The organism is Streptomyces sp. NPDC052109 (assembly GCF_040680195.1).
Taxonomy (GTDB): domain Bacteria; phylum Actinomycetota; class Actinomycetes; order Streptomycetales; family Streptomycetaceae; genus Streptomyces.
This window is the reverse complement of record NZ_JBFAWF010000023.1, coordinates 77,732-95,816: the sequence shown is the minus strand read 5'-3', so window position 1 is coordinate 95,816 and position 18,085 is coordinate 77,732. Positions and strand designations below refer to the sequence as shown.

The 18,085-nt window shown below is 74.0% G+C and carries 17 protein-coding genes; 11 read left to right on the top strand and 6 right to left on the bottom strand.

The genetic code is table 11. The features are described 5' to 3' along the window. The first annotated feature begins 1 nt into the window (after position 1). The 5 genes from AB0L59_RS33990 to AB0L59_RS33970 all read left to right on the top strand — a co-directional run bounded on the left by AB0L59_RS33990 (position 2) and on the right by AB0L59_RS33970 (position 8,413). Positions 2–5,020: a beta-ketoacyl synthase N-terminal-like domain-containing protein gene (locus AB0L59_RS33990; protein ID WP_365590508.1), complete on the top strand. Its 5,019-nt coding sequence runs from the start codon at positions 2–4 to the stop codon at positions 5,018–5,020. 86 nt (positions 5,021–5,106) lie between these two features. Next, on the top strand, positions 5,107–5,361 hold the full coding sequence (locus tag AB0L59_RS33985) for an acyl carrier protein (RefSeq protein ID WP_365590553.1): 255 nt from the start codon (positions 5,107–5,109) through the stop codon (positions 5,359–5,361). 3 nt (positions 5,362–5,364) lie between these two features. Next, entirely contained in the window at positions 5,365–6,165 is an 801-nt protein-coding gene (locus AB0L59_RS33980; protein ID WP_365590507.1) for an alpha/beta fold hydrolase, read from the top strand. Further along, complete coding sequence (locus tag AB0L59_RS33975) at positions 6,162–7,343, top strand: glycosyltransferase (RefSeq protein WP_365590506.1); 1,182 nt, start codon at positions 6,162–6,164, stop codon at positions 7,341–7,343. Before AB0L59_RS33980 ends, AB0L59_RS33975 begins: the two co-directional genes overlap by 4 nt. After that, positions 7,340–8,413, top strand: a complete 1,074-nt coding sequence (locus AB0L59_RS33970) for a class I SAM-dependent methyltransferase (RefSeq protein WP_365590505.1) — start codon at positions 7,340–7,342, stop codon at positions 8,411–8,413. Before AB0L59_RS33975 ends, AB0L59_RS33970 begins: the two co-directional genes overlap by 4 nt. A 66-nt stretch (positions 8,414–8,479) precedes the next feature. Here AB0L59_RS33970 and AB0L59_RS33965 read toward each other — a convergent pair whose 3' ends face one another. Next, a complete protein-coding gene (locus AB0L59_RS33965; protein ID WP_365590504.1) occupies positions 8,480–9,541 on the bottom strand; it encodes a lysylphosphatidylglycerol synthase transmembrane domain-containing protein in 1,062 nt (353 codons plus the stop codon). Positions 9,542–9,794: 253 nt separating this feature from the next. Between AB0L59_RS33965 and AB0L59_RS33960 the strand changes: the two genes are divergently transcribed. Continuing rightward, the gene (locus AB0L59_RS33960; RefSeq protein ID WP_365590503.1) at positions 9,795–10,439 is read left to right on the top strand and encodes a DedA family protein; all 645 of its coding nucleotides are present in this window, start codon (positions 9,795–9,797) and stop codon (positions 10,437–10,439) included. Positions 10,440–10,477: 38 nt separating this feature from the next. Here the strand turns inward: AB0L59_RS33960 and AB0L59_RS33955 are convergent, their stop codons facing one another. Beyond that, complete coding sequence (locus tag AB0L59_RS33955; RefSeq protein WP_365590502.1) at positions 10,478–11,005, bottom strand: gamma carbonic anhydrase family protein; 528 nt, start codon at positions 11,003–11,005, stop codon at positions 10,478–10,480. Between the two features lie 109 nt (positions 11,006–11,114). On the opposite strand from AB0L59_RS33955, the gene AB0L59_RS33950 reads away from it, so the two are divergent. Further along, positions 11,115–11,879, top strand: coding sequence for an acyltransferase (locus tag AB0L59_RS33950; protein ID WP_365590501.1), 765 nt, complete (start codon positions 11,115–11,117; stop codon positions 11,877–11,879). A 1-nt stretch (position 11,880) separates the two neighbouring features. Here AB0L59_RS33950 and AB0L59_RS33945 read toward each other — a convergent pair whose 3' ends face one another. Then, positions 11,881–12,738, bottom strand: a complete 858-nt coding sequence (locus AB0L59_RS33945) for a DMT family transporter (protein ID WP_365590500.1) — start codon at positions 12,736–12,738, stop codon at positions 11,881–11,883. A gap of 107 nt (positions 12,739–12,845) precedes the next feature. On the opposite strand from AB0L59_RS33945, the gene AB0L59_RS33940 reads away from it, so the two are divergent. Both AB0L59_RS33940 and AB0L59_RS33935 read left to right on the top strand, forming a co-directional pair. Continuing rightward, a complete protein-coding gene (locus tag AB0L59_RS33940; protein ID WP_365590499.1) occupies positions 12,846–13,418 on the top strand; it encodes an XRE family transcriptional regulator in 573 nt (190 codons plus the stop codon). 32 nt (positions 13,419–13,450) lie between these two features. Then, positions 13,451–14,008, top strand: coding sequence for a YbaK/EbsC family protein (locus AB0L59_RS33935; protein WP_365590498.1), 558 nt, complete (start codon positions 13,451–13,453; stop codon positions 14,006–14,008). Between the two features lie 54 nt (positions 14,009–14,062). On the opposite strand, the gene AB0L59_RS33930 is transcribed toward AB0L59_RS33935, so the two are convergent. Continuing rightward, positions 14,063–15,292 (bottom strand): cation diffusion facilitator family transporter, encoded by a 1,230-nt coding sequence (locus AB0L59_RS33930; RefSeq protein WP_365590552.1) that lies wholly within the window; start codon positions 15,290–15,292, stop codon positions 14,063–14,065. Positions 15,293–15,593: 301 nt separating this feature from the next. On the opposite strand from AB0L59_RS33930, the gene AB0L59_RS33925 reads away from it, so the two are divergent. Then, entirely contained in the window at positions 15,594–15,956 is a 363-nt protein-coding gene (locus AB0L59_RS33925; RefSeq protein ID WP_365590497.1) for a metalloregulator ArsR/SmtB family transcription factor, read from the top strand. Here AB0L59_RS33925 and AB0L59_RS33920 read toward each other — a convergent pair. Continuing rightward, positions 15,950–17,173, bottom strand: coding sequence for a 4-hydroxybenzoate 3-monooxygenase (locus AB0L59_RS33920; protein WP_365590496.1), 1,224 nt, complete (start codon positions 17,171–17,173; stop codon positions 15,950–15,952). The genes AB0L59_RS33925 and AB0L59_RS33920 overlap by 7 nt on opposite strands. 84 nt (positions 17,174–17,257) lie before the next feature. Here AB0L59_RS33920 and AB0L59_RS33915 point away from each other — a divergent pair, with 84 nt between their 5' ends. Next, positions 17,258–17,548, top strand: coding sequence for a hypothetical protein (locus AB0L59_RS33915; protein WP_365590495.1), 291 nt, complete (start codon positions 17,258–17,260; stop codon positions 17,546–17,548). Here the strand turns inward: AB0L59_RS33915 and AB0L59_RS33910 are convergent. Beyond that, positions 17,539–17,964, bottom strand: coding sequence for a hypothetical protein (locus AB0L59_RS33910; RefSeq protein ID WP_365590494.1), 426 nt, complete (start codon positions 17,962–17,964; stop codon positions 17,539–17,541). The two genes, AB0L59_RS33915 and AB0L59_RS33910, sit on opposite strands and share 10 nt — an antisense overlap. Positions 17,965–18,085 lie beyond the last annotated feature (121 nt).

Genomic DNA, 18,085 nt, shown 5'->3' with positions numbered 1-18,085 from the left:
CATGACGGAACGTCACATCCCGGTGGCCATCGTCGGGATGGCCGTGCTGCTGCCCGGTGCCTCGGGCCTGGACGCCTACTGGCGCAACCTGCGTGACGGCGTCGACGCGATCCGTGACGTCCCCGCGGACCGCTGGGACGCCGACTACTACCGGCCCGGCTCGGCCGCCGGGCCCGCCGTCCCGGACCAGGTGTACTGCCGGCGCGGCGGGTTCGTGGACGGCCCGCCCGAGGTGGACGTCACCCGGTACGGCATCATGCCCGCATCGGTACCCGGCACCGAGCCCGACCAGCTGATCGCCCTCGACGTGGCCGCCGCCGCGCTCGCCGACGCGGGCGGCGAGCGACGGCTGCCCGAGCGGCACCGGATCGGTGTCGCCCTGGGCCGCGGCGGCTATCTCACTCCGGGCCTGGTCCGCCTGGACCAGCGGGTGCGCACGGCACGGCAACTGACCCGCACACTGGGTGAGTTGTTACCCGACCTCACCACCAGCCAACTCGACCGCATCCGCGCGGCATTCACCGAACGGCTCGGCCCCGACCGCCCGGAGTCCGCGATCGGCCTGGTCCCCAACCTCGCCGCCTCCCGCATCGCCAACCGGCTCGACCTGCGCGGCCCCGCCTACACGGTGGACGCGGCCTGCGCCTCCTCACTCGTCGCCGTGGACCAGGCGGTCACCGAACTCGCCACCGGCCGCTGCGACCTGATGCTCGCCGGGGGAGTGCACCACTGCCACGACATCACCCTCTGGAGCGTCTTCGCCCAGCTGCGCGCGCTGTCCCCGACCCAGCGCATCCGTCCCTTCCACCGGGACGCCGACGGCATCCTCATCGGTGAGGGCACGGGCGTGGTCGTGCTGAAGCGGCTCGCGGACGCCGAGCGGGCCGGCGACCGCGTGTACGCGGTGATCCGGGGCACCGGTGTGGCCAGCGACGGCCGCACCGCGGGGCTCGTCACACCCGACCCGGGCGGACAGGCCAGAGCCGTACGGCAGGCCTGGCGGGCCGCCGGAGTCGACCCCGCCGCACCGGACTCCCTCGGCCTGCTCGAGGCGCACGGCACCGCCACCCCCGCCGGTGACGCGGCCGAACTCGCCACGCTGGCCGAGGTGTTCGGGCCCGCGCCGCCGGGCCATGACCTGCGCCCGGTCCTCGGCTCGGTGAAGTCGATGATCGGTCACACCATGCCGGCCGCCGGGGTCGCCGGCCTGGTCAAGGCGGCCCTCGCCCTCCACCACGGCACCCTCCTGCCCACCCTCCACTGCGACACCCCTCACCCGGCGCTCGCCGCCACCCGCTTCCGCACGCTGGACCGGGCTCGGCCCTGGGAGACCGACACCCGCCGGGCCGTCCGCCGAGCCGCCGTGAACGCCTTCGGCTTCGGCGGCATCAACGCCCATGTGGTGCTGGAGGAGGCGCCGGGGGCTCGTTCGGCCCCGGAGCGGACGTCTTGGACGCCGCCTTTCCGGGCACGAGCCGCACGTGTGGGGCAGGCACCGGCGGGTGGCGAGGGTGCCGGCTCGGCGTCAGCGGGGGCCGGTCCGGCGTCGGCAGGGGTGGTGAGCGGTGCTTCCTCGGTGCCGGCGGGGGCCGAGGGTGTCGCCTCGGTACCGGTGGGAGCTGGGCGGGGTGGTTCCCCGTCTGCGGGGGCCGTTGGGGCTCCTTCCGCGCTGCCCGGCGCCGCCCGGGAGCGTGCGCCGGGGGACGGGGCGCCCGCTGCTCGGACCGCGTCCGCGCTCGCCCGCGTCGGCGAACCCGAGCGGATCCTGCTGCTCGCCGCCGGCGGCGTGGCGGACCTCATGGCCCTCCTCGCCGCCGACGACTCGGCCCTCCTGGCCGCCGGACTCGACCCCGCCAGGCCGCACCCTGACGCCGGCCCGGTCCGGCTCGGGGTCGTGGACCCGACCGCCAAGCGGCTCGCCCTGGCCCGCCGTGCCGTCGCCACGGGCCGGGCCTGGCAGGGCCGCAGCGACGTGTGGTTCCGGCCCGGCCCGTTGCTCGGCCCTGCGGGTGGCCGGCTGGTGTTCCTCTTTCCCGGCCTGGAAGGCGACTTCGCGCCCCGCACCGACGACATCGCCGCCCACTTCGGTCTTCCCCCGCTGCCCGGCACGGACGTCCGGGTGGGTGACGTCGGCCGGCACGGCGCCGGGGTCGTCGGCGTGGGGCGCCTGCTGGACCAGGCACTGCGCCGCATGGGAGTCGTACCGGACGCGGTCGCCGGACACAGCGTGGGCGAGTGGACGGCCATGGCGGCGGCCGGACTGTACTCGGCCGACCAAGTGGACGCCTTCATGGCCGCGTTCGATCCGGACACAGTCACCGTTCCCGGCCTCGCCTTCGCCGCACTCGGTACCTCCGCCGCACACGTCCGCGCCACGCTCGCCGAGTCCTGGGCGGACTCCGGGATCGTGCTGTCCCACGACAACGCGCCCCGCCAGTCCATGGTCTGCGGCCCCGGCACGGCGGTCGAGGAGTTCGTGCGGTCGATGCGCGCGCAGGGGGTGATCTGCCAGGTCCTGCCCTTCCGCTCCGGCTTCCACACGCCGATGCTGCAGCCGTACCTCGCGCCCATCAGGTCGGCCGCCGGCCGCTTCCGGCTCCACCCGCCGACCGTGCCGGTGTGGTCCGGGACGACCGCCGCGCCCTTCCCGCACGCAGAGGCGGCGGTCCGCGAGCTGTTCGTACGGCACCTGCTGGAACCCGTCCGCTTCCGTGAACTGACCGAGTCCCTCTACGCCGAAGGGCACCGGGTGTTCGTCCAGGCCGGTCCCGGCCGGCTCACCTCCTTGGTCGACGACACCCTCGGCGACCGCGACCACCTGGCCGTCGCCGCCAACGCGTCCGAACGCGGCGGGTTGCCCCAACTTCGGCGTGTGGCAACGGCGTTGTGGGCAGCCGGGGCATCCGTGGCGCCGGCGGTTCCCCCGCCCGCCGCGACCGGCCCCGCGGTGCCGCCGCAGCCCGGAGTGACCGGTTCAGCCACTCCGGCCCAGCCCGGCCGCCCGAGGGTCCGGCTCGACCTCGGCGGCGCCCTCGTCTCGCTGGACGGCCCGGTACTCGACACGCTCCGCGCGGAGCTGCGGCGCGAGCCGCCTGCGCCACCCCCCGCGCCACCGGGCCCCCTGGCATCACCGGCCGCTCTTCCCGCGTTCCCCGTTCGCTCCGCGCCCTCGCACCACCCGACGCCGGCCGCCGCCGCGCATCCCGGGTCCGCGACCCGGCCGGTCGGCCCTGACCTCGGTGAACTGGACAGCCTCGCGAAGCGCCTCCCGGCGGCCGCCGAACTCACCGCCCTGCTGCGGGAGACCGCAGAGGCGGCGGCAGAGCTGATCGCGGCGAACGGGCGGCGCGCTCGTCCGCCGGCCCCCACCACCCCCGCCCCCGTGCCCGCCGCAACCGACCCCACCGCGAGAACCACCGTCCACGTCTCCCCCCAGGCCATGCCCCACCTCCTCGACCACTGCTTCTTCCCGCAACGCCCCGGCTGGCCGGACATCGAGGACCGTTGGCCGGTGGTGCCCGCCACCACGCTCGTGCGGCACATGATGGACGCCGCGGAGGCGGCGGCCCCCGGTCTGCGGGCGGTCGGCGTCCACGAGGCCCGTTTCGACCGCTGGCTCACCGCCACGCCCCCGAGCGACATACAGGTCACCGTCACCCCGGCCCCCGGCCACCCGGACCGCGTCACCGTGGCCTTCGGCCCCACGGCCCGCGCCACGGTGGAACTGGCCGCGCATCATCCCGCACCGCCCCCGCCGAGCCCCCTCCCGGAGGTCCCCGAACGCCGCCCCGAGCACACGGCGGCGCAGCTCTACCGGGACCGCTGGATGTTCCACGGCCCGGCGTTCCAGGGCCTGACCGACCTCACCGCGATCGGCGAGCGGCACATCCGCGGAGTGATCACCGCGCCCGCGGCCCCCGGCGCGCTGCTGGACAACGTGGGCCAGTTGCTCGGCTACTGGATCATGGCGACCCGCACCGAACGGACCGTCGTCTTCCCCGTGCGGATGCGGCATCTGCGGTTCCACGGACCGCACCCGGCCCCCGGCACCGAGGTCGGCTGCGTGCTGCGGATCACCTCGCTCACGGACACCGTCCTGGAGGCCGACGCGGAGCTCACCGTCGGCGGCCGGGTGTGGGCCGTGATCGGCGGCTGGCAGGACCGCCGTTTCGACAACGACCCGACCACCCGGCCGGTCGAACGCTTCCCCGAGCGCCACACCCTGTCGGAGGCGATGCCGGGCGGCTGGGCGCTGGTGCACGAGCGGTGGCCGGACCTCGCATCCCGCGAGCTGATCATGCGCAACTCGCTCGGCGGCACCGAGCGCGTCGAGTACGCCGAACGCCCGCCGCGCGGCCGCCGGCAGTGGCTGGTCGGCAGGATCGCGGTCAAGGACGCCGTACGGCAGTGGTTGTGGCGGCACGGCGAAGGAGCCGTCTTCCCGGCGGAACTGCGTGTGCGCAACGATGAGTTGGGGCGGCCGTACGTCATCGGCGTGCACGGCCGCGCCCTGCCCCCGCTGGACGTCTCGCTCGCCCATCGCGCCGAGGCGGCCGTGGCGATCGTCCGGCCGCACACCCCGCGGCCCGGCCCCGGCATCGACATCGAAGAGGTCGCCCGGCGCGACCCGACCACCCTCACCACCGCGCTCGGCCCCGCCGAACTGCGCCTGCTGCACGACCGCTCGGCGGGCGACGCCGACGCGGAGGCGGTGTGGTTCACCCGCTTCTGGGCCGCCAAGGAGGCGGTCGCCAAGGCCGAGGGTGTCGGATTCGGCGGCCGGCCACGGGACTTCGCCGTGCTGGAGACCTCACCCGACGGCAGCCGGCTGCTGGTCTCCGGGCGGCTGGAACGCGTCTACACCGCGCACTGCGCACCGGTGGTCAATCCGCCCGCTCTGCCCGAGCGCGCCTACGTGGTGGCCTGGACGACCGGACCCGGAGCCGACGACGCACCCCCCGACCACGGACATCCCGACCGCGAGCAACCAGTCGAAGCAGCCGAGGAGTACCCCCGATGAACCCCACCCAGCCGGCCCCGGCCAACCGGCACCAGCCGGCCCCGGCGCAGCCCACCGCCGACGCCGTGCTCGCCGACGTCACCGGCATGCTCCGCACGGTGCTGGCGGAGTACGGCGACGACGACATGGTGATCGGCATGTCCACCACCTTCAACCGCGACCTCGAGCTGGAGAGCATCGACCTCGTCACCCTGGCCGGGCTGCTGGAGGAGCGGTACGGGCAGCGGGTCAACCTCGCCGAGTTCCTGGCCGGAATGGAGTTCGACGAGATCATCGAGCTGACCGTGGGCCGGCTCGTGGAGTACGTGGTGTGGAGCCTGAAGTCCACACAGGCGGGCTGAGCCGTGGCCATGGTCGAGGCCGGCGGGATCCGGCTGCACGTCCAGCGCACGGGACCGGCCGGCGGCCGTGGCCCGCGCGCCACCGTCGTCCTGGTGCACGGGCTGCTCACGGACAGCCTGGCCAGCTACTACTTCACGGTCGCCCCGGGCTTCGCCGCCGCCGGACTCGACGTGATCATGTACGACCTGCGCGGCCACGGCCGCAGCGCCCGCCCGCCCGAGGGCTACACCCTGGACCACAACATCGACGACCTGGAGGCCCTCCTCGACCGGCTGGGTGTCGCCGGACCCGTCCACCTGGTCGGGAACTCCTACGGCGGCACCATCGCCTTCGGGTACGCGGCCCGGCACCCGGAACGTACGGCCTGCCTGACGCTGATCGAGTCCGAACCCGCGACCGCTGCCTGGGCGCTGAAACTCGGCGGGATCCTCGACCGGGTCATGACCCAGCTCGCGCACAACGAGCCCGACGCGATCGCCTGGATCACCGCTCACCGGGGGCACAACACCGCCCGGCTGGCCAAGGGTGCGGCCCGGCTCGCCCGCGAGACCACCCTCGGCCGGGACATCCCCGCCAGCCGGGTGCTGACCGAGGACGCGATCAGGGCCGTACGCTGCCCGGTCCTCGGCGTGTACGGCGGCGAGTCGGACCTCGCGGACCTGGTGCCGTCGATGGAGGCGCTGCTGACCGACTACCGGGCGGTCGTGCTGCCCGGGCACGAGCACTCGGTGCTGGTGGAGGCGCCCGCGGCCGTCGGCGCGCACATCCTGGACCTGATCGGTGCCGGGGCGGGTGTCCCATGAGCGCCTTCCTCTTCGTCGTGCCACCGCTGACCGGGCACGTCAACCCGGCCGTCGGCGTCGCCGCCCGGCTGGCCGCACGGGGTCACCGGGTGGCCTGGGCGTGCGCCGACCCGGCGCTGGTGCGGCGCCTCGCGGGCGCGGACGCCGAGGTGTTCGGCTGCGCGGGCCCGGTGCCGGGGGCCGAGGGCGTCGTACGGCCGCCGGACCTGAGGGGCGCGGAGTCGCTGAAGTTCCTGTGGGAGTGGTACCTGCTGCCCCTCGCCGACGCCATGGCGCCCGGCGTCCGGGCGGCGGCCGAGGCGTTCCGGCCGGACGTGGTCGTGGCCGACCAGCAGGCCTTCGCCGGCGCCCTGGTGGCCGAACGCCTCGGGCTGCCGTGGGCCACCTCGGCCACCACCTCGGCCGAGTTCACCGGCGCCTACGACGGACTGCCGAGGGTCGCCGCCTGGCTGCGGCAGCGCCTGACCGAGCTGCGCGCCCGCGTCGGCGCCCCGTCCGGCACCGCCGACCCCCGGTCCTCGCCGCACCTCCTGCTGATCTTCAGCACACCCGAACTCATCGGCCCCCAGGCGCCGTTGGCGGCGCACATCCACTACGTCGGCCCCTCCCTCGCCGGCCGCCCGGCGGGACCCGGCTTCCCCTGGCGGCGACTGGACCAAGGCCGGGCGAAGGTCCTGGTGACCCTGGGCACGGTGAACGCCGACGTGGGCGGCCGGTTCCTCACCGAGTGCCTCGCCGCGCTGCGGGACCGCGCGGACCGTGTGCAGGCGGTGATCGCCGATCCGGGGGGTGTCATCGCGGTGCCGCGCGATGACAAGGACGTCCTGGTGCTGTCGTCCGTGCCCCAACTTCCTTTGCTGGAACGGATGGACGCCGTCGTCTGCCACGCCGGGCACAACACGGTGTGCGAGGCCCTGTGGCACGGCGTCCCGCTCGTCCTCGCGCCCATCCGCGACGATCAGCCCGTGGTGGCCGGACAGGTCGTGGACGCGGGCGCCGGCGTCCGCGTCCGCTTCGGCCGGGTCCGTGCGGACCGGCTGGGCGCGGCCCTCGACACCGTCCTCACCGACCCCGCCCACCGGGCCGCCGCCGCCCGGATCCGCGCCGCGTTCCGCGCGGCGGGCGGCGCCCGAGCCGCGGCGGCCCACCTCGAACACCTCGCAGCGGAGAGCCGATGACCGAGAACGCCCGCACCGACAAGACGGCCCGCGTCGCCGCGCTGCGCCCCGCCTACCAGCGGGACCTGGCCGCCGGCACGGACCGCTTCCTCGCCGCCCGGCGCACCGACTGCCCCTGGTGCGGCTCCGGCCGGCTCGCCCCTCGCCTGCGCACCACCGACCTGCTCCAGCACAAGCCGGGCCGCTTCACCCTCGACCACTGCGCCGACTGCGGTCACACCTTCCAGAACCCCCGACTGACCGAGGAAGGCCTGGAGTTCTACTACCGGGACTTCTACGACGGCCTCGGTGAACAGCGCATGAGCGGCACCTTCGGCGGGCGCGGCGCCATGTACCGGGCCCGCGCCGAGGCCGTGCTGCCGTACGATCCCGCCCCGAAGACCTGGCTGGACGTCGGCACCGGCCACGGCCACTTCTGCGCGAGCGCCCGCACCGTCCTGCCCGACACCTCCTTCGACGGGCTCGACTTCACCGACGGCGTCGAACTCGCCGCCCGCGCAGGCCGTGTGGACCACGCGCACCGCGGTGCCTTCCCGGAACTCGCCGCCGAACTCGACGCCCGCTACGACGTGGTGAGCATGTTCCACTACCTGGAGCACACCACCGATCCGGACCGCGAACTCCGCGCCGCCCACCGGGCCGTACGCCCCGGAGGCCACCTCCTCGTCGAGGTGCCCGACCCGGAGAGTCGCTACGCCCGGCTGCTCGGCCGCTGGTGGCTGCCCTGGCTGCAGCCGCAGCACCTGCACTTCGTCCCCGTCGCCGGCCTCCGGCGACGGCTGACCGAGCTGGGCTTCACGGTGGTGGGCGAGCAGCACGCCGAGGCGCACGACCCGGTCGACCTGCTCGCCGCGGTCTGGCTCGCCCTGGACCACACCGCCCCGCGCGAGGACGCCCCCTGGCTGCCCGAGCCGCCCGGCGCCCTGCGCCGTGCCGCCCGCACCGCCCTCCTCCTCGCCGGCGTGCCCGCGCTCGTCACCGCGACCCTCCTCGACCGCTTCGCGATCCGCCGCCTGTCCCACCGCCTCGGCCTGTGCAACGCCTACCGCCTGGTGGCGCGCCGCGAGTGACCGCGGCACAGCCCGGAACGGGCACCGCCGAGGGCGCCTGATCAACACCGGGAGGACGGAGTCGGCTCAGAGCACCTTGGCGCGGATCAGCGCCGACAGCAGCAGGGTGCCCGGCAGCAGCGGTACCCAGTCGGTCAGCACCCGGTAGCCGATGACCGTGGCGGTGGCCACCGCCGGTGCGGTGCCGAAGGTGACGAGCGTCCACACCAGCGCCGCGTCGACGGCCAGCCCGCCCGGCACCGGGACCGCGCCGACGGCCGTGCCCGCCGCCAGATAGGCGAGCACCACGTGTGTCCAGGGCAGCCCCAGGCCCAGCGCGGCGCCGACGCAGGCCAGGGTGGTGCCCTGCACCAGTGGCATCGCGACCGCCCCGCCCCACAGGGCGAGCACCCGGCAGGGCCGGCCGTGCACCTCCCGCGCATCGGCGAGGGCGGAGCGCAGCAGCCCGGTCACCGGCCGCCGCAACGGCCGTACGACCGTCAGCAGCACCCCCGCCACCGCCAGGACGCCGCCCGCGACGCAGACGACCGGCACCACCACCCGCCCGTCCGGGACCAGATCACCGAGGCGCCGCCAGGCCGGCGACGCCGCCAGGAACGCCAGCAGCACCACGGTCTTCGCGCCGGACTTGGCCAGCGAGTACAGCCCGATCGAGGCGGTGGCCCGGGCGGGCGGCACCCCGCGGCCGCGCAGAAAGCGCAGGGTGACGGCATGGGCGCCGAGCCCGCCCGGCAGCGCGTGGTTGGCGGCACCGGCGGCGAACTGCGAGGCCAGCAGCAGCCCCGGCGGCACCCGGTCGGGCAGGGCGCCCTGCCGGACGCACGCGGCCGCCACACAGTTCAGGCAGGTGAAACCGGCCCCGGCCAGCAGCCACCCCGGGTCGGCCGCGACCAGCCGCCGTATCCCCTCGTACATCACCGGACGGTTGGCGGCGGCCCAGCCGCCGGCCAGCAGCAGCGGAGCCAGGCACAGGGCCAGGCGTATGTGCCGGGCCGCGAAGGGGGACGCGGGCCGGGGGGTGGCCTCCGGGCCGGTGCCCGGGAGCGCACCGGTCCCGGCGGGGAGCGGATCCGCCGTCGGGGGACACGGCGGAGCGGAGAGCGAGGGGGACGGGGACAGTGAGGACACGGGGACGTCGTCCTTCCGCAGCGGGCCCCTGCGGCGGGGACCTGGGGGAGGCGGGTCGGGCGAAACCCCGGGGAGCCTTCCCCGCCCGCGTGACACCGGGGTGTCCGAAAACCGAAGGACCGGGGGCGGGACGGTGCCGCCGAGCGGACGCGCGCAGGCCACCGTTCACCGCCGACCAGGTAGCCTTCCCTTGGGGCGTGCTTTGCATGCGGCGCCCGGCAAGGCAGGGACAGCGACAGGGGAGGATCCCGCGGTGCACGTCCAGGAATGGCTCGACACGGTGCCCGCGGCCGCCGTCTACGCCGTGGTGGCCCTGGTGATCGGTGTGGAGAGCCTGGGCATCCCGCTGCCGGGGGAGATCGTCCTCGTCTCGGCCGCGCTGATGTCCTCCCAGCACTCGGGCATCAACCCGGTCGTCCTCGGCGCGTGCGCGACCGCCGGAGCCGTGGTCGGCGACTCCATCGGCTACGCGATCGGCCGCAAGGGAGGCCGCCCGCTGCTGGCCTGGCTGGGCGGCAAGTTCCCGAGGCACTTCGGCGAGGGCCACGTGGCCACCGCCGAGCGGTCGTTCCAGAGGTGGGGCATGTGGGCCGTCTTCTTCGGCCGCTTCATCGCCCTCCTGCGCATCTTCGCCGGCCCGCTCGCGGGCGTCCTCCGCATGCCGTACTGGAAGTTCCTGATCGCCAACGTCCTCGGCGGCATCTGCTGGGCGGGCGGCACGACCGCCGCCGTCTACTACGTCGGCTTGGTCGCCGAGGGCTGGCTGAAGAAGTTCTCCTACGTGGGCCTGGCCGCGGCGGTGGTCCTCGGCCTCGCCACCATGCTGATCATCAAGCGCAGGGCGAAGAAGGCGCAGACGGCCGAGCGCGAGGCGGAGCCGGTGGGCGCAGGGGACTGAAGCGCCCCGAGGCAGCCCCCACGCACCCCCGGAGGCGTCTACGGATGCACATCCTTGTGTGCCTTCGCCAACTCCGCGTACATCGTGCCGTTGAGGGTCACCCCCTGCCGCTCCTCCTCGGCGAGCTCCCGCCGCACCTTCGCCGGCACCCCGGCCACCAGCGACCCCGGCGGCACCACCATCCCCTGCGGAACCAGGGCCTGAGCGGCAACGAGCGACCCGGCCCCGATCACGGCCCCGTTCAGCACGGTCGCCCCCATCCCGATCAGGCAGTCGTCCTCGACCGTCGCCCCGTGCACCACCGCGTTGTGCCCGATGGACACCCGCTCACCCACACGCACGGGAAACCCGGGATCCGCATGCAAGGTGACGTTGTCCTGCACGTTCGCCTGTGCCCCCACGGTGATCTTCTCGACATCGCCGCGCACCACCGCGCCGTACCAGACACTCGCCCCGGCGTGCAGGGTGACATCCCCGATGACGGAAGCCGTCGGCGCCACGAACGCCTCCGCATCGACCTGCGGCTCCCTGCCCCCGATGCCCACGATCAGCGCCTGCTGTGCCATCACCGTCTCCTCGTGTCCGTAAGTACCCCGCACGGTACGACACGGGGTGGGGCAAAGATCACAGCGGTCCGCTCTCTCCCCGGACGCGACCGCTGAGTAACGTAAGCCCGTGCCGAAGCGCAAGAACACGTTCTCATTCTGGTGGCGCCGTGCCGCGCAACGTGCGGTGCACGGGGCCTGGGCCTGGGTGCAGCACACGGGTTCCGTCACCGCCGACCACCCCGGCCGCCTGCGGTTCGGCGCGATCGGCGCAGCCACAAGGCTCGCCTTCCCGCTCGGCACGGTCTTCGGCGAGCCCTGGATCCACCTCGGCTCCCACTGCATCATCGGCGAACAGGTCACGCTGACCGCAGGCCTGATGCCGGACCTGGACCTCGGCCCGGACCCGATCCTGCGCATCGGGGACGGGGTGGTCCTCGGCCGCGGCAGCCATGTCATCGCGGACACGACGGTCACCATCGGCAGCGACTGCTATTTCGGCCCCTACGTCTACATCACCTCCACCAACCACTCCTACGACGACCCGCACGAGCCCATCGGCAGGCAGTGGCCGCGCATGGAGCCGGTGGAGATCGGCTCGGGCTGCTGGATAGGCACCGGCGCGGTGATCCTGCCGGGGGCGCGGATCGGCCGGAACGTGGTCGTCGCGGCGGGCGCGGTCGTACGGGGCACGGTGCCCGACCATGCGGTGGTGGCGGGAGCGCCCGCCCGGGTCGTACGGCGCTGGACTCCGGAGGGAGGCTGGCAGCCGCCGCTTCGGACCCCGGCCCCGGTGCCGATCCCGGAGGGAACGACGCCCGAGCAACTGCGCGCGCTGGCGGAACTGGACGAGGACGCGGTGACCCGGCTGGCGGCGCTGGAGACCGAGGGCTGACTCAGCTGGTCGCCAGCAACAGCGTGCCGAGCAGCGCCAGTCCCGCGCCCGCCGCCTGGATCGCGCGCAACCGCTCGCTGAGGAAGCCGCGCGCCGCCAGCGCGGTCACCACCGGGTACAACGAGGCGAGGACGGCCGCCACGGTGACCGGGCCGTGCTGGGCGGCGACCGCGTACGTGCCGTTGGCGGCGACGTCGGCGAGGCCGACAAAGGCCAGCGCGGGCATCGAGGCCCAGGGGAAGCCGCCCTCCGGGACGGCCCGGCCGCCCCGCCGGACGGAGACGGTGAGCGCGGCCCCGCCGACTGCCACGTTCGTCAGCCGCTGCACGAACAGGGCGAGGAACAGCCCGGTGACGGTGGTCGAGGCCTCGGTGATCAGCGCGAAGACGGTGCCGAAGCCGAGCGCCGCGACCAGCGTCAGCAGAATCGTCCGCCGCTGTAGGGGCGCACCGCGCAACTGCGGGCCGCCCGCGAGGACGATCCCGGTGACGGCGACCGCGATGCCCGCGACCTGCAGCAGTCCCGGGCGCTCGCCGAGGAGGAGTCCCACGCCCACCGGCACGGCCACGCTCAGCGTCGCGAGCGGGGAGACGACGCCCATGGGGCCGAGCGCCAGTGCCTTGTAGAAGGAGAGCAGGGCCACCGGTCCCACCAGCCCGGCGGCGAACGCGAACCACAGCCGGGGCCCGGCCTCGCTCCATCCGCCGGTCGCGACGACGATCGCGCCCAGCACCGTCGCCGCGATGGCCTGTGAGACGCCCACGACCGTCAGGGCGGGCGTCCGCCGTGTCAGCAGCCCGCCGCCGAAGTCGGCCAGCCCCCACAGGAGGCTCGTGGTCAGGGCGAAGAATGCTGTCACGGCCGACCTCGCAGTACAGTTCGGTGAACGATCAGGTGCACCCCACCGTAGTTCAGTTGAGTGAACGCTGTCATCCTATATATTGGACCTCCATCGATGGACGTGATGTGTCGGACCTCGACCTGCTGACCCAGTCCCTGGCGCGCAATGTCAAGCACTGGCGCACGGTACGCGGCTTCACCCTGGACGTGCTCGCGGCCCGGGCCGGGGTCAGCCGCGGCATGCTCATCCAGATCGAGCAGGCCCGCACGAACCCGAGCATCGGCACCGTCGTCAAGATCGGCGACGCGCTCGGCATCAGCATCACCACCCTGCTCGACTACGAACAGGGCCCCGCCGTCCGCATCGTCCCCGCCGAGCAGGCCGTACGGCTGTGGCACACCGACGCCGGCAGCTACAACCGCCTCCTCGCGGGCACGGAGGCGCCCGGCCCGGTCGAGATGTGGGACTGGCGGCTGATGCCGGGGGAGTCCAGCCCCTCCGAGCCGCACCCGGTGGGCACGGTGGAGCTCGTCCATGTCACCGCCGGAGAACTGACCCTCACGGTGGACGGCGTCAAGCACCGGGTGCCGACCGGCGCCAGCGCCACGTTCGAGGCGAGCACCTCGCACACGTACGGCAACGAGGGCGACGTCCCGATGGAGATGGTGATGGCCGTCTCGGTGCCTCCCGTGCGCTGAACCGCGCCGCGGCGGGCTGTTAGCGTGCGGCCATGCGCGCACCCATCGGAGACTTCGACACGGCCACCCCTGTCACGGACTGCCTTCAGGAGCTGACGACCCCGGTCGCCGACGCCGTACGCAACTGGCGGGGCGCGGTCCCCGCCGACCGCGTGCTCTACGTCGACACGGACCCGCGCTGGGCCGACACGGCCGTCTTCGTGGAGCACTACGGGCGCGACCTGCTGGAGCGGTCGGCGAACTGTGTGGTGGTCGCGGGCAAGCGGGCCGGTGAGACCACCCTGGCCGCCTGCCTGGTGCTCTCCACCACCCGCGTCGACGTCAACGGCGCCGTCCGCCGCCAACTCGGCGCGCGCAAGGCCTCGTTCGCCTCGATGGACACGGCGACCGGGGAGACCGGCATGGAGTACGGCGGCATCACCCCGGTCGGACTGCCCGCCGGCTGGCCGCTGTTGCTGGACTCGGCTGTCGTGGACCTTCCCTACGTCCTGGTCGGCAGCGGACGCCGGCGCGGCAAGCTCCTGGTGCCCGGAAAGGCCTTCGCGGAACTGCCGTCAGCGGTGGTGCTGGAGGGCCTCGGGGTCGCCTGAGACCGGCGAAGGGCACATCCGTGCCGGAACGGAACCGCTCAGGGCACCGCCGTCTCACACCGTCAGGTGGTGGGCCAGCGCCAGATGCGGGTCCCGTTCGCCCGGTACCGGGGCCGGATCGGCGTGCACCAGGGCGGCCGCGAGCCTCGGCACGGCGTGCAGCAGGGCGTGTTCGGCCTCGACGGCGATCGCGTGCGCCTGCCGCAGTGTCGCCTCGCCGTCCACCACCACCGCGAGCTCGGCCCGCAGCCGGTGCCCGATCCACCGCAGCCGCAGCTCGCCCACCTCGCGCACGCCCGGCACCGCCCGCACCGCCCGCTCGGCCCGGTCCACCAGCGCCGGGTCCACGGCGTCCAGCATCCGCCGGAACACCTCGCGCGCGGCGTCCCGCAGCACCAGCAGGATCGCGGCCGTGATCGCCAGCCCGACGACCGGGTCGGCCGGTTGCCACCCCAGGGCCGCCCCTCCGGCGCCCACCAGCACCGCCAGCGAGGTGAAACCGTCGGTACGGGCGTGCAGACCGTCGGCGACGAGCGCGGCCGAGCCGATCTCCCTGCCCACCCGGATCCGGCAACGGGCCACCCACTCGTTGCCCGCGAACCCGACCAGTGCGGCCACCGCGACGGCCGGCAGATGGGAGACCGGGCGGGGATCGAGCAGCCGCCCCACGGCCGTCCACGCTGTGAAGGCCGCCGAGGCCGCGATGGTCAGCACGATCACCAGCCCCGCGAGATCCTCGGCGCGGCCGTAGCCGTAGGTGAAACGGCGGGTCGCCGCCCGCCGCCCCAGCACGAAGGCGATGCCGAGCGGTACCGCGGTGAGCGCGTCGGCGGCGTTGTGCACCGTGTCACCGAGCAGCGCCACCGACCCGGAGACGGTCACCACGGCCGCCTGCGCCAGCGCGGTCGCCCCGAGGGCACCCAGCGACACCCACAGTGCCCGCATCCCGCGAGCCGAGGCCTCCATCGCCGGGTCCAGCTTGTCGGCACTGTCGTGGGAGTGCGGGGTGAGGAGATGCGCGAGACGGTGCCGGAGCCCGGGGGTGTGCGGGTGACTCGAGGCGTGCCCGTGACCGTCGCCGCCGTGCCGGTGCTCAGGGTGCCCGGCCTCGCCGCGGGCGTGGGTGGGCCGGTGAGGGCCGTGGCCCCGGTGGTGGTCGTGGCGGGTCGGCCGGTCATGGCCGTGCGTCTGGGTGCCGTGCGGGGACCGGTCACGGCCGTCACCGCCGTGGCCGTGCGCGCACTCGTCCCGCACCGTCCCGCCGCCCGCTTCCGCCTCCCGCACCGGCTCCGGCCCGCGGTCCGCGACCCGGTGCTCGTTCCGCACGGGCCCCGCGCCCGCGTGGATGTGTGCCTCGTGCTCCGGCCCGGGATGCCCGTGCGAACGCCGCTCGCCCTCGCGGTCGCCGTGCCCGGCGGCGGGCTGGCCGTGCCCTGCATCGCCCTGCCGTTCCACGGAATCGTCGTGCCCCGGCATGCCGTTCCCGTCCCGCTGCTCGTGTCGATGAGCGTGCCGGTCGTTCACGTGGTTCCCCTTCCGGTGTGCGGGAGTGGACGCGCGGCGCCCACGGCACCATTATGTGCGTATGAGCGCACGCATGCACCTGTCACCTGCACACCATGCGCACCCGCCCAGCCCGGGCGAGGAGCAGTTCGCGCTCGCCGCCGAGCTGATGGCCCTGCTCGGCGACCGCACCCGCCTCACCCTGATGCACGCCCTGACCGCCGGCGAGGCCGATGTCACGACGCTCACGGAGGCGTGCGGCGCGGCCCGTCCCGCCGTCAGCCAGCATCTGGCGCGGCTGCGGCTCGCGGGCCTGGTGAAGACCCGCAAGGAGGGCCGCCGGGTGATCTACTCACTGCCGCACGGACATCTGCGCCGGCTGGTGGAGGAGGCCCTGAAGACGGTGGACCACCACCTGGCCGAGCGGCGCACCGGACCTCAGTAGGCGGCCGCCGTCCCGAGGTACTGCTCGGCGAAGGCCTGGGCCGCGGCGGGCGACGTGAACAGCCGGCGCAGCCGGGCCAGCGTGGTGCCGGCGCGGAACGGGTCGCCCGACGCGACACCGTGGTAGATGTCCGACAGCCACTGCGAGAACTCCTGGTAGTCCCACACCCGGCGCAGACACGCGGTCGAGTAGCCGTCCAGGCCGCTGCCGTCGCCCTTCGTGACGTACGTGGCGAGCGCGTCGCCGAGCAGGAAGGCGTCGTGCAGCGCGAGGTTCATGCCCTTCGCGGCGATGGGCGCGACCAGGTGACCGGCGTCTCCGGCCAGGAACAGCCGCCCGTGGGCGAGGGGTTCGACGACATAGTGGTGCATGTCCAGGACGCGTTTCTCGATCAGCCGGCCCTCGGTCAGCCGGGGCGCCCCGGCCGCGCCGAGCCGCTCGCGCAGCTCGGCCCAGACCCGCTCGTGCGGCCAGTTCTCCGGGTCGTCGCCGGGCGGGCACTGGAGGTAGAACCGGGTCACCTCGGGGCTGCGGGGCATCTGCCCGGCGAAGCCGCGCGGATGGACGCCGAACAGGACGCAGTCCGTCGACGGCGGGACCTCCGCGAGCAGCGCCAGCCAGGCGATGCCGTCGTCCTGCCGCGCCGTCCGCCGGCGCTCCTCGGGTATCGCGTCCCGCGTCACCCCGCGCGCACCGTCGCAGCCGGCGATGAAGTCGCAGCGCAGCAGCCGCCGTTCACCCGTCTCCGGGCACCGGTACGACACCGCCGGCCGGTCCGAGTCGAGGTCGTGCAGCGTGACGTCGCCGACCCCGAAGCGGATGTCGCCGCCGCGTACGTCGGCGTACTCGCGCACGAGGTCCGTCACCAGCAGCGGCTGCGGGTAGACATAGTGATGGCGGCCGGTCAGATCGGCGTACGGGAAGCGGAACCGCTCGCCCTCGAAGCGGAACTCGCAGGCGCTGTGCGACTCGGCCCGCTCCGGCAGCCGTTCGGACAGGCCGCGCCGGGCGAGTTCGCGTACCGCCCACTCCTCGATGACGCCGGCCCGCGGCCGGGTCTCGATGAACTGTCTGCTCTCGGTCTCCAGGACGACACAGTCGACGGAGGCGGCCCGCAGGATGTTGCCGACGGTGAGCCCGGCCGGCCCGGCGCCCACGACGACGACCGTACGGCGTTCCTCGGGCGCGGAGCCGAGGTGGGGGGAAGGGATGATCACCCCCGCATTATGACGGTGTCCCGTCAGCCGGGTTCGGCCGACGGGACACCAGGAGAGGGAGCGGGTCGGTGCGCCGGGGCGTCGGTGACCACGACCTCCTCGATGTCCCACCACAGCGGCAGGTCACCGGTACCGCCGAAGGCGCTGAGGCAGGAGTCGTCGACGCCCGCCCTGACGACGGGCCAGGCCGATGTCACGACGCTCACCGAGGCGTGCGGCGCGTCCCGTCCCGCCGTCGGCCCGCACCTGACGCGGCTGCGGCTCGCGGGCCTGGTGAAGGCCCGCAAGGAGGGCCACCGGGTGATCTACTCACTGCCGCACGGGCATCTGCGCCGGCTCGTGGAGGAGGCCTCGAGGACGGCGAGTCACGAGTGAATCTCGATGGTGGGCGTGCACGTGCTCTTGGCGGGGAAGTCGCCGACGACCTCGCTCAGGCAGACCCGCATGGTGGTTCCGTTGCTGTACTTCTTGTCGAACTTCGACGGGAAGTAGACCGCGAAGTCGTCCGTGGACTTGGTGGCCTTCTTGCTGGATGCCAGCTTCCCGTTGATGTACAGCGTCAGCTTCGGCATGCCCCAAATGCCGATGTAGCGCCCGTAGATGGACTTGACCGTCTGGCCCTTGCCCTCGACGTCGAGGCAGACCTGGTTCGATTCGGCCTCCGTCACCTGGTGAACCGAGCACTTGTCGGCCGACGCGGACGCGGTGCCGGTGCCGACGGCGATGAAGGTCGAGGCCAGGACGGATACCAGCACGGCAGGCGCGGCTGCGTTGAAGACGTTGGTCTTCATCTGAAGATGACTCCCCGGTTTGATGCGGACCTGACATTCAGGTCTGTTGATCATGGTACGGAGAGTCGCTTCACTCGGACGCCCCTTTGATCACCCTTGGCCGTCTCGTGTGATGATCTTG

Excerpts from the sequence above, each read along its gene's own strand:
- AB0L59_RS33990 (WP_365590508.1), top strand. The coding sequence starts at position 2 with ATGACGGAACGTCACATCCCGGTGGCCATCGTCGGGATGGCCGTGCTG.
- AB0L59_RS33985 (WP_365590553.1), top strand. The coding sequence starts at position 5,107 with ATGCTCCGCACGGTGCTGGCGGAGTACGGCGACGACGACATGGTGATC.
- AB0L59_RS33975 (WP_365590506.1), top strand. The coding sequence starts at position 6,162 with ATGAGCGCCTTCCTCTTCGTCGTGCCACCGCTGACCGGGCACGTCAAC.
- AB0L59_RS33970 (WP_365590505.1), top strand. The coding sequence starts at position 7,340 with ATGACCGAGAACGCCCGCACCGACAAGACGGCCCGCGTCGCCGCGCTG.
- AB0L59_RS33955 (WP_365590502.1), bottom strand. The coding sequence starts at position 11,005 with ATGGCACAGCAGGCGCTGATCGTGGGCATCGGGGGCAGGGAGCCGCAG.
- AB0L59_RS33935 (WP_365590498.1), top strand. The coding sequence starts at position 13,451 with ATGCGCGCACCCATCGGAGACTTCGACACGGCCACCCCTGTCACGGAC.
- AB0L59_RS33925 (WP_365590497.1), top strand. The coding sequence starts at position 15,594 with ATGAGCGCACGCATGCACCTGTCACCTGCACACCATGCGCACCCGCCC.
- AB0L59_RS33910 (WP_365590494.1), bottom strand. The coding sequence starts at position 17,964 with ATGAAGACCAACGTCTTCAACGCAGCCGCGCCTGCCGTGCTGGTATCC.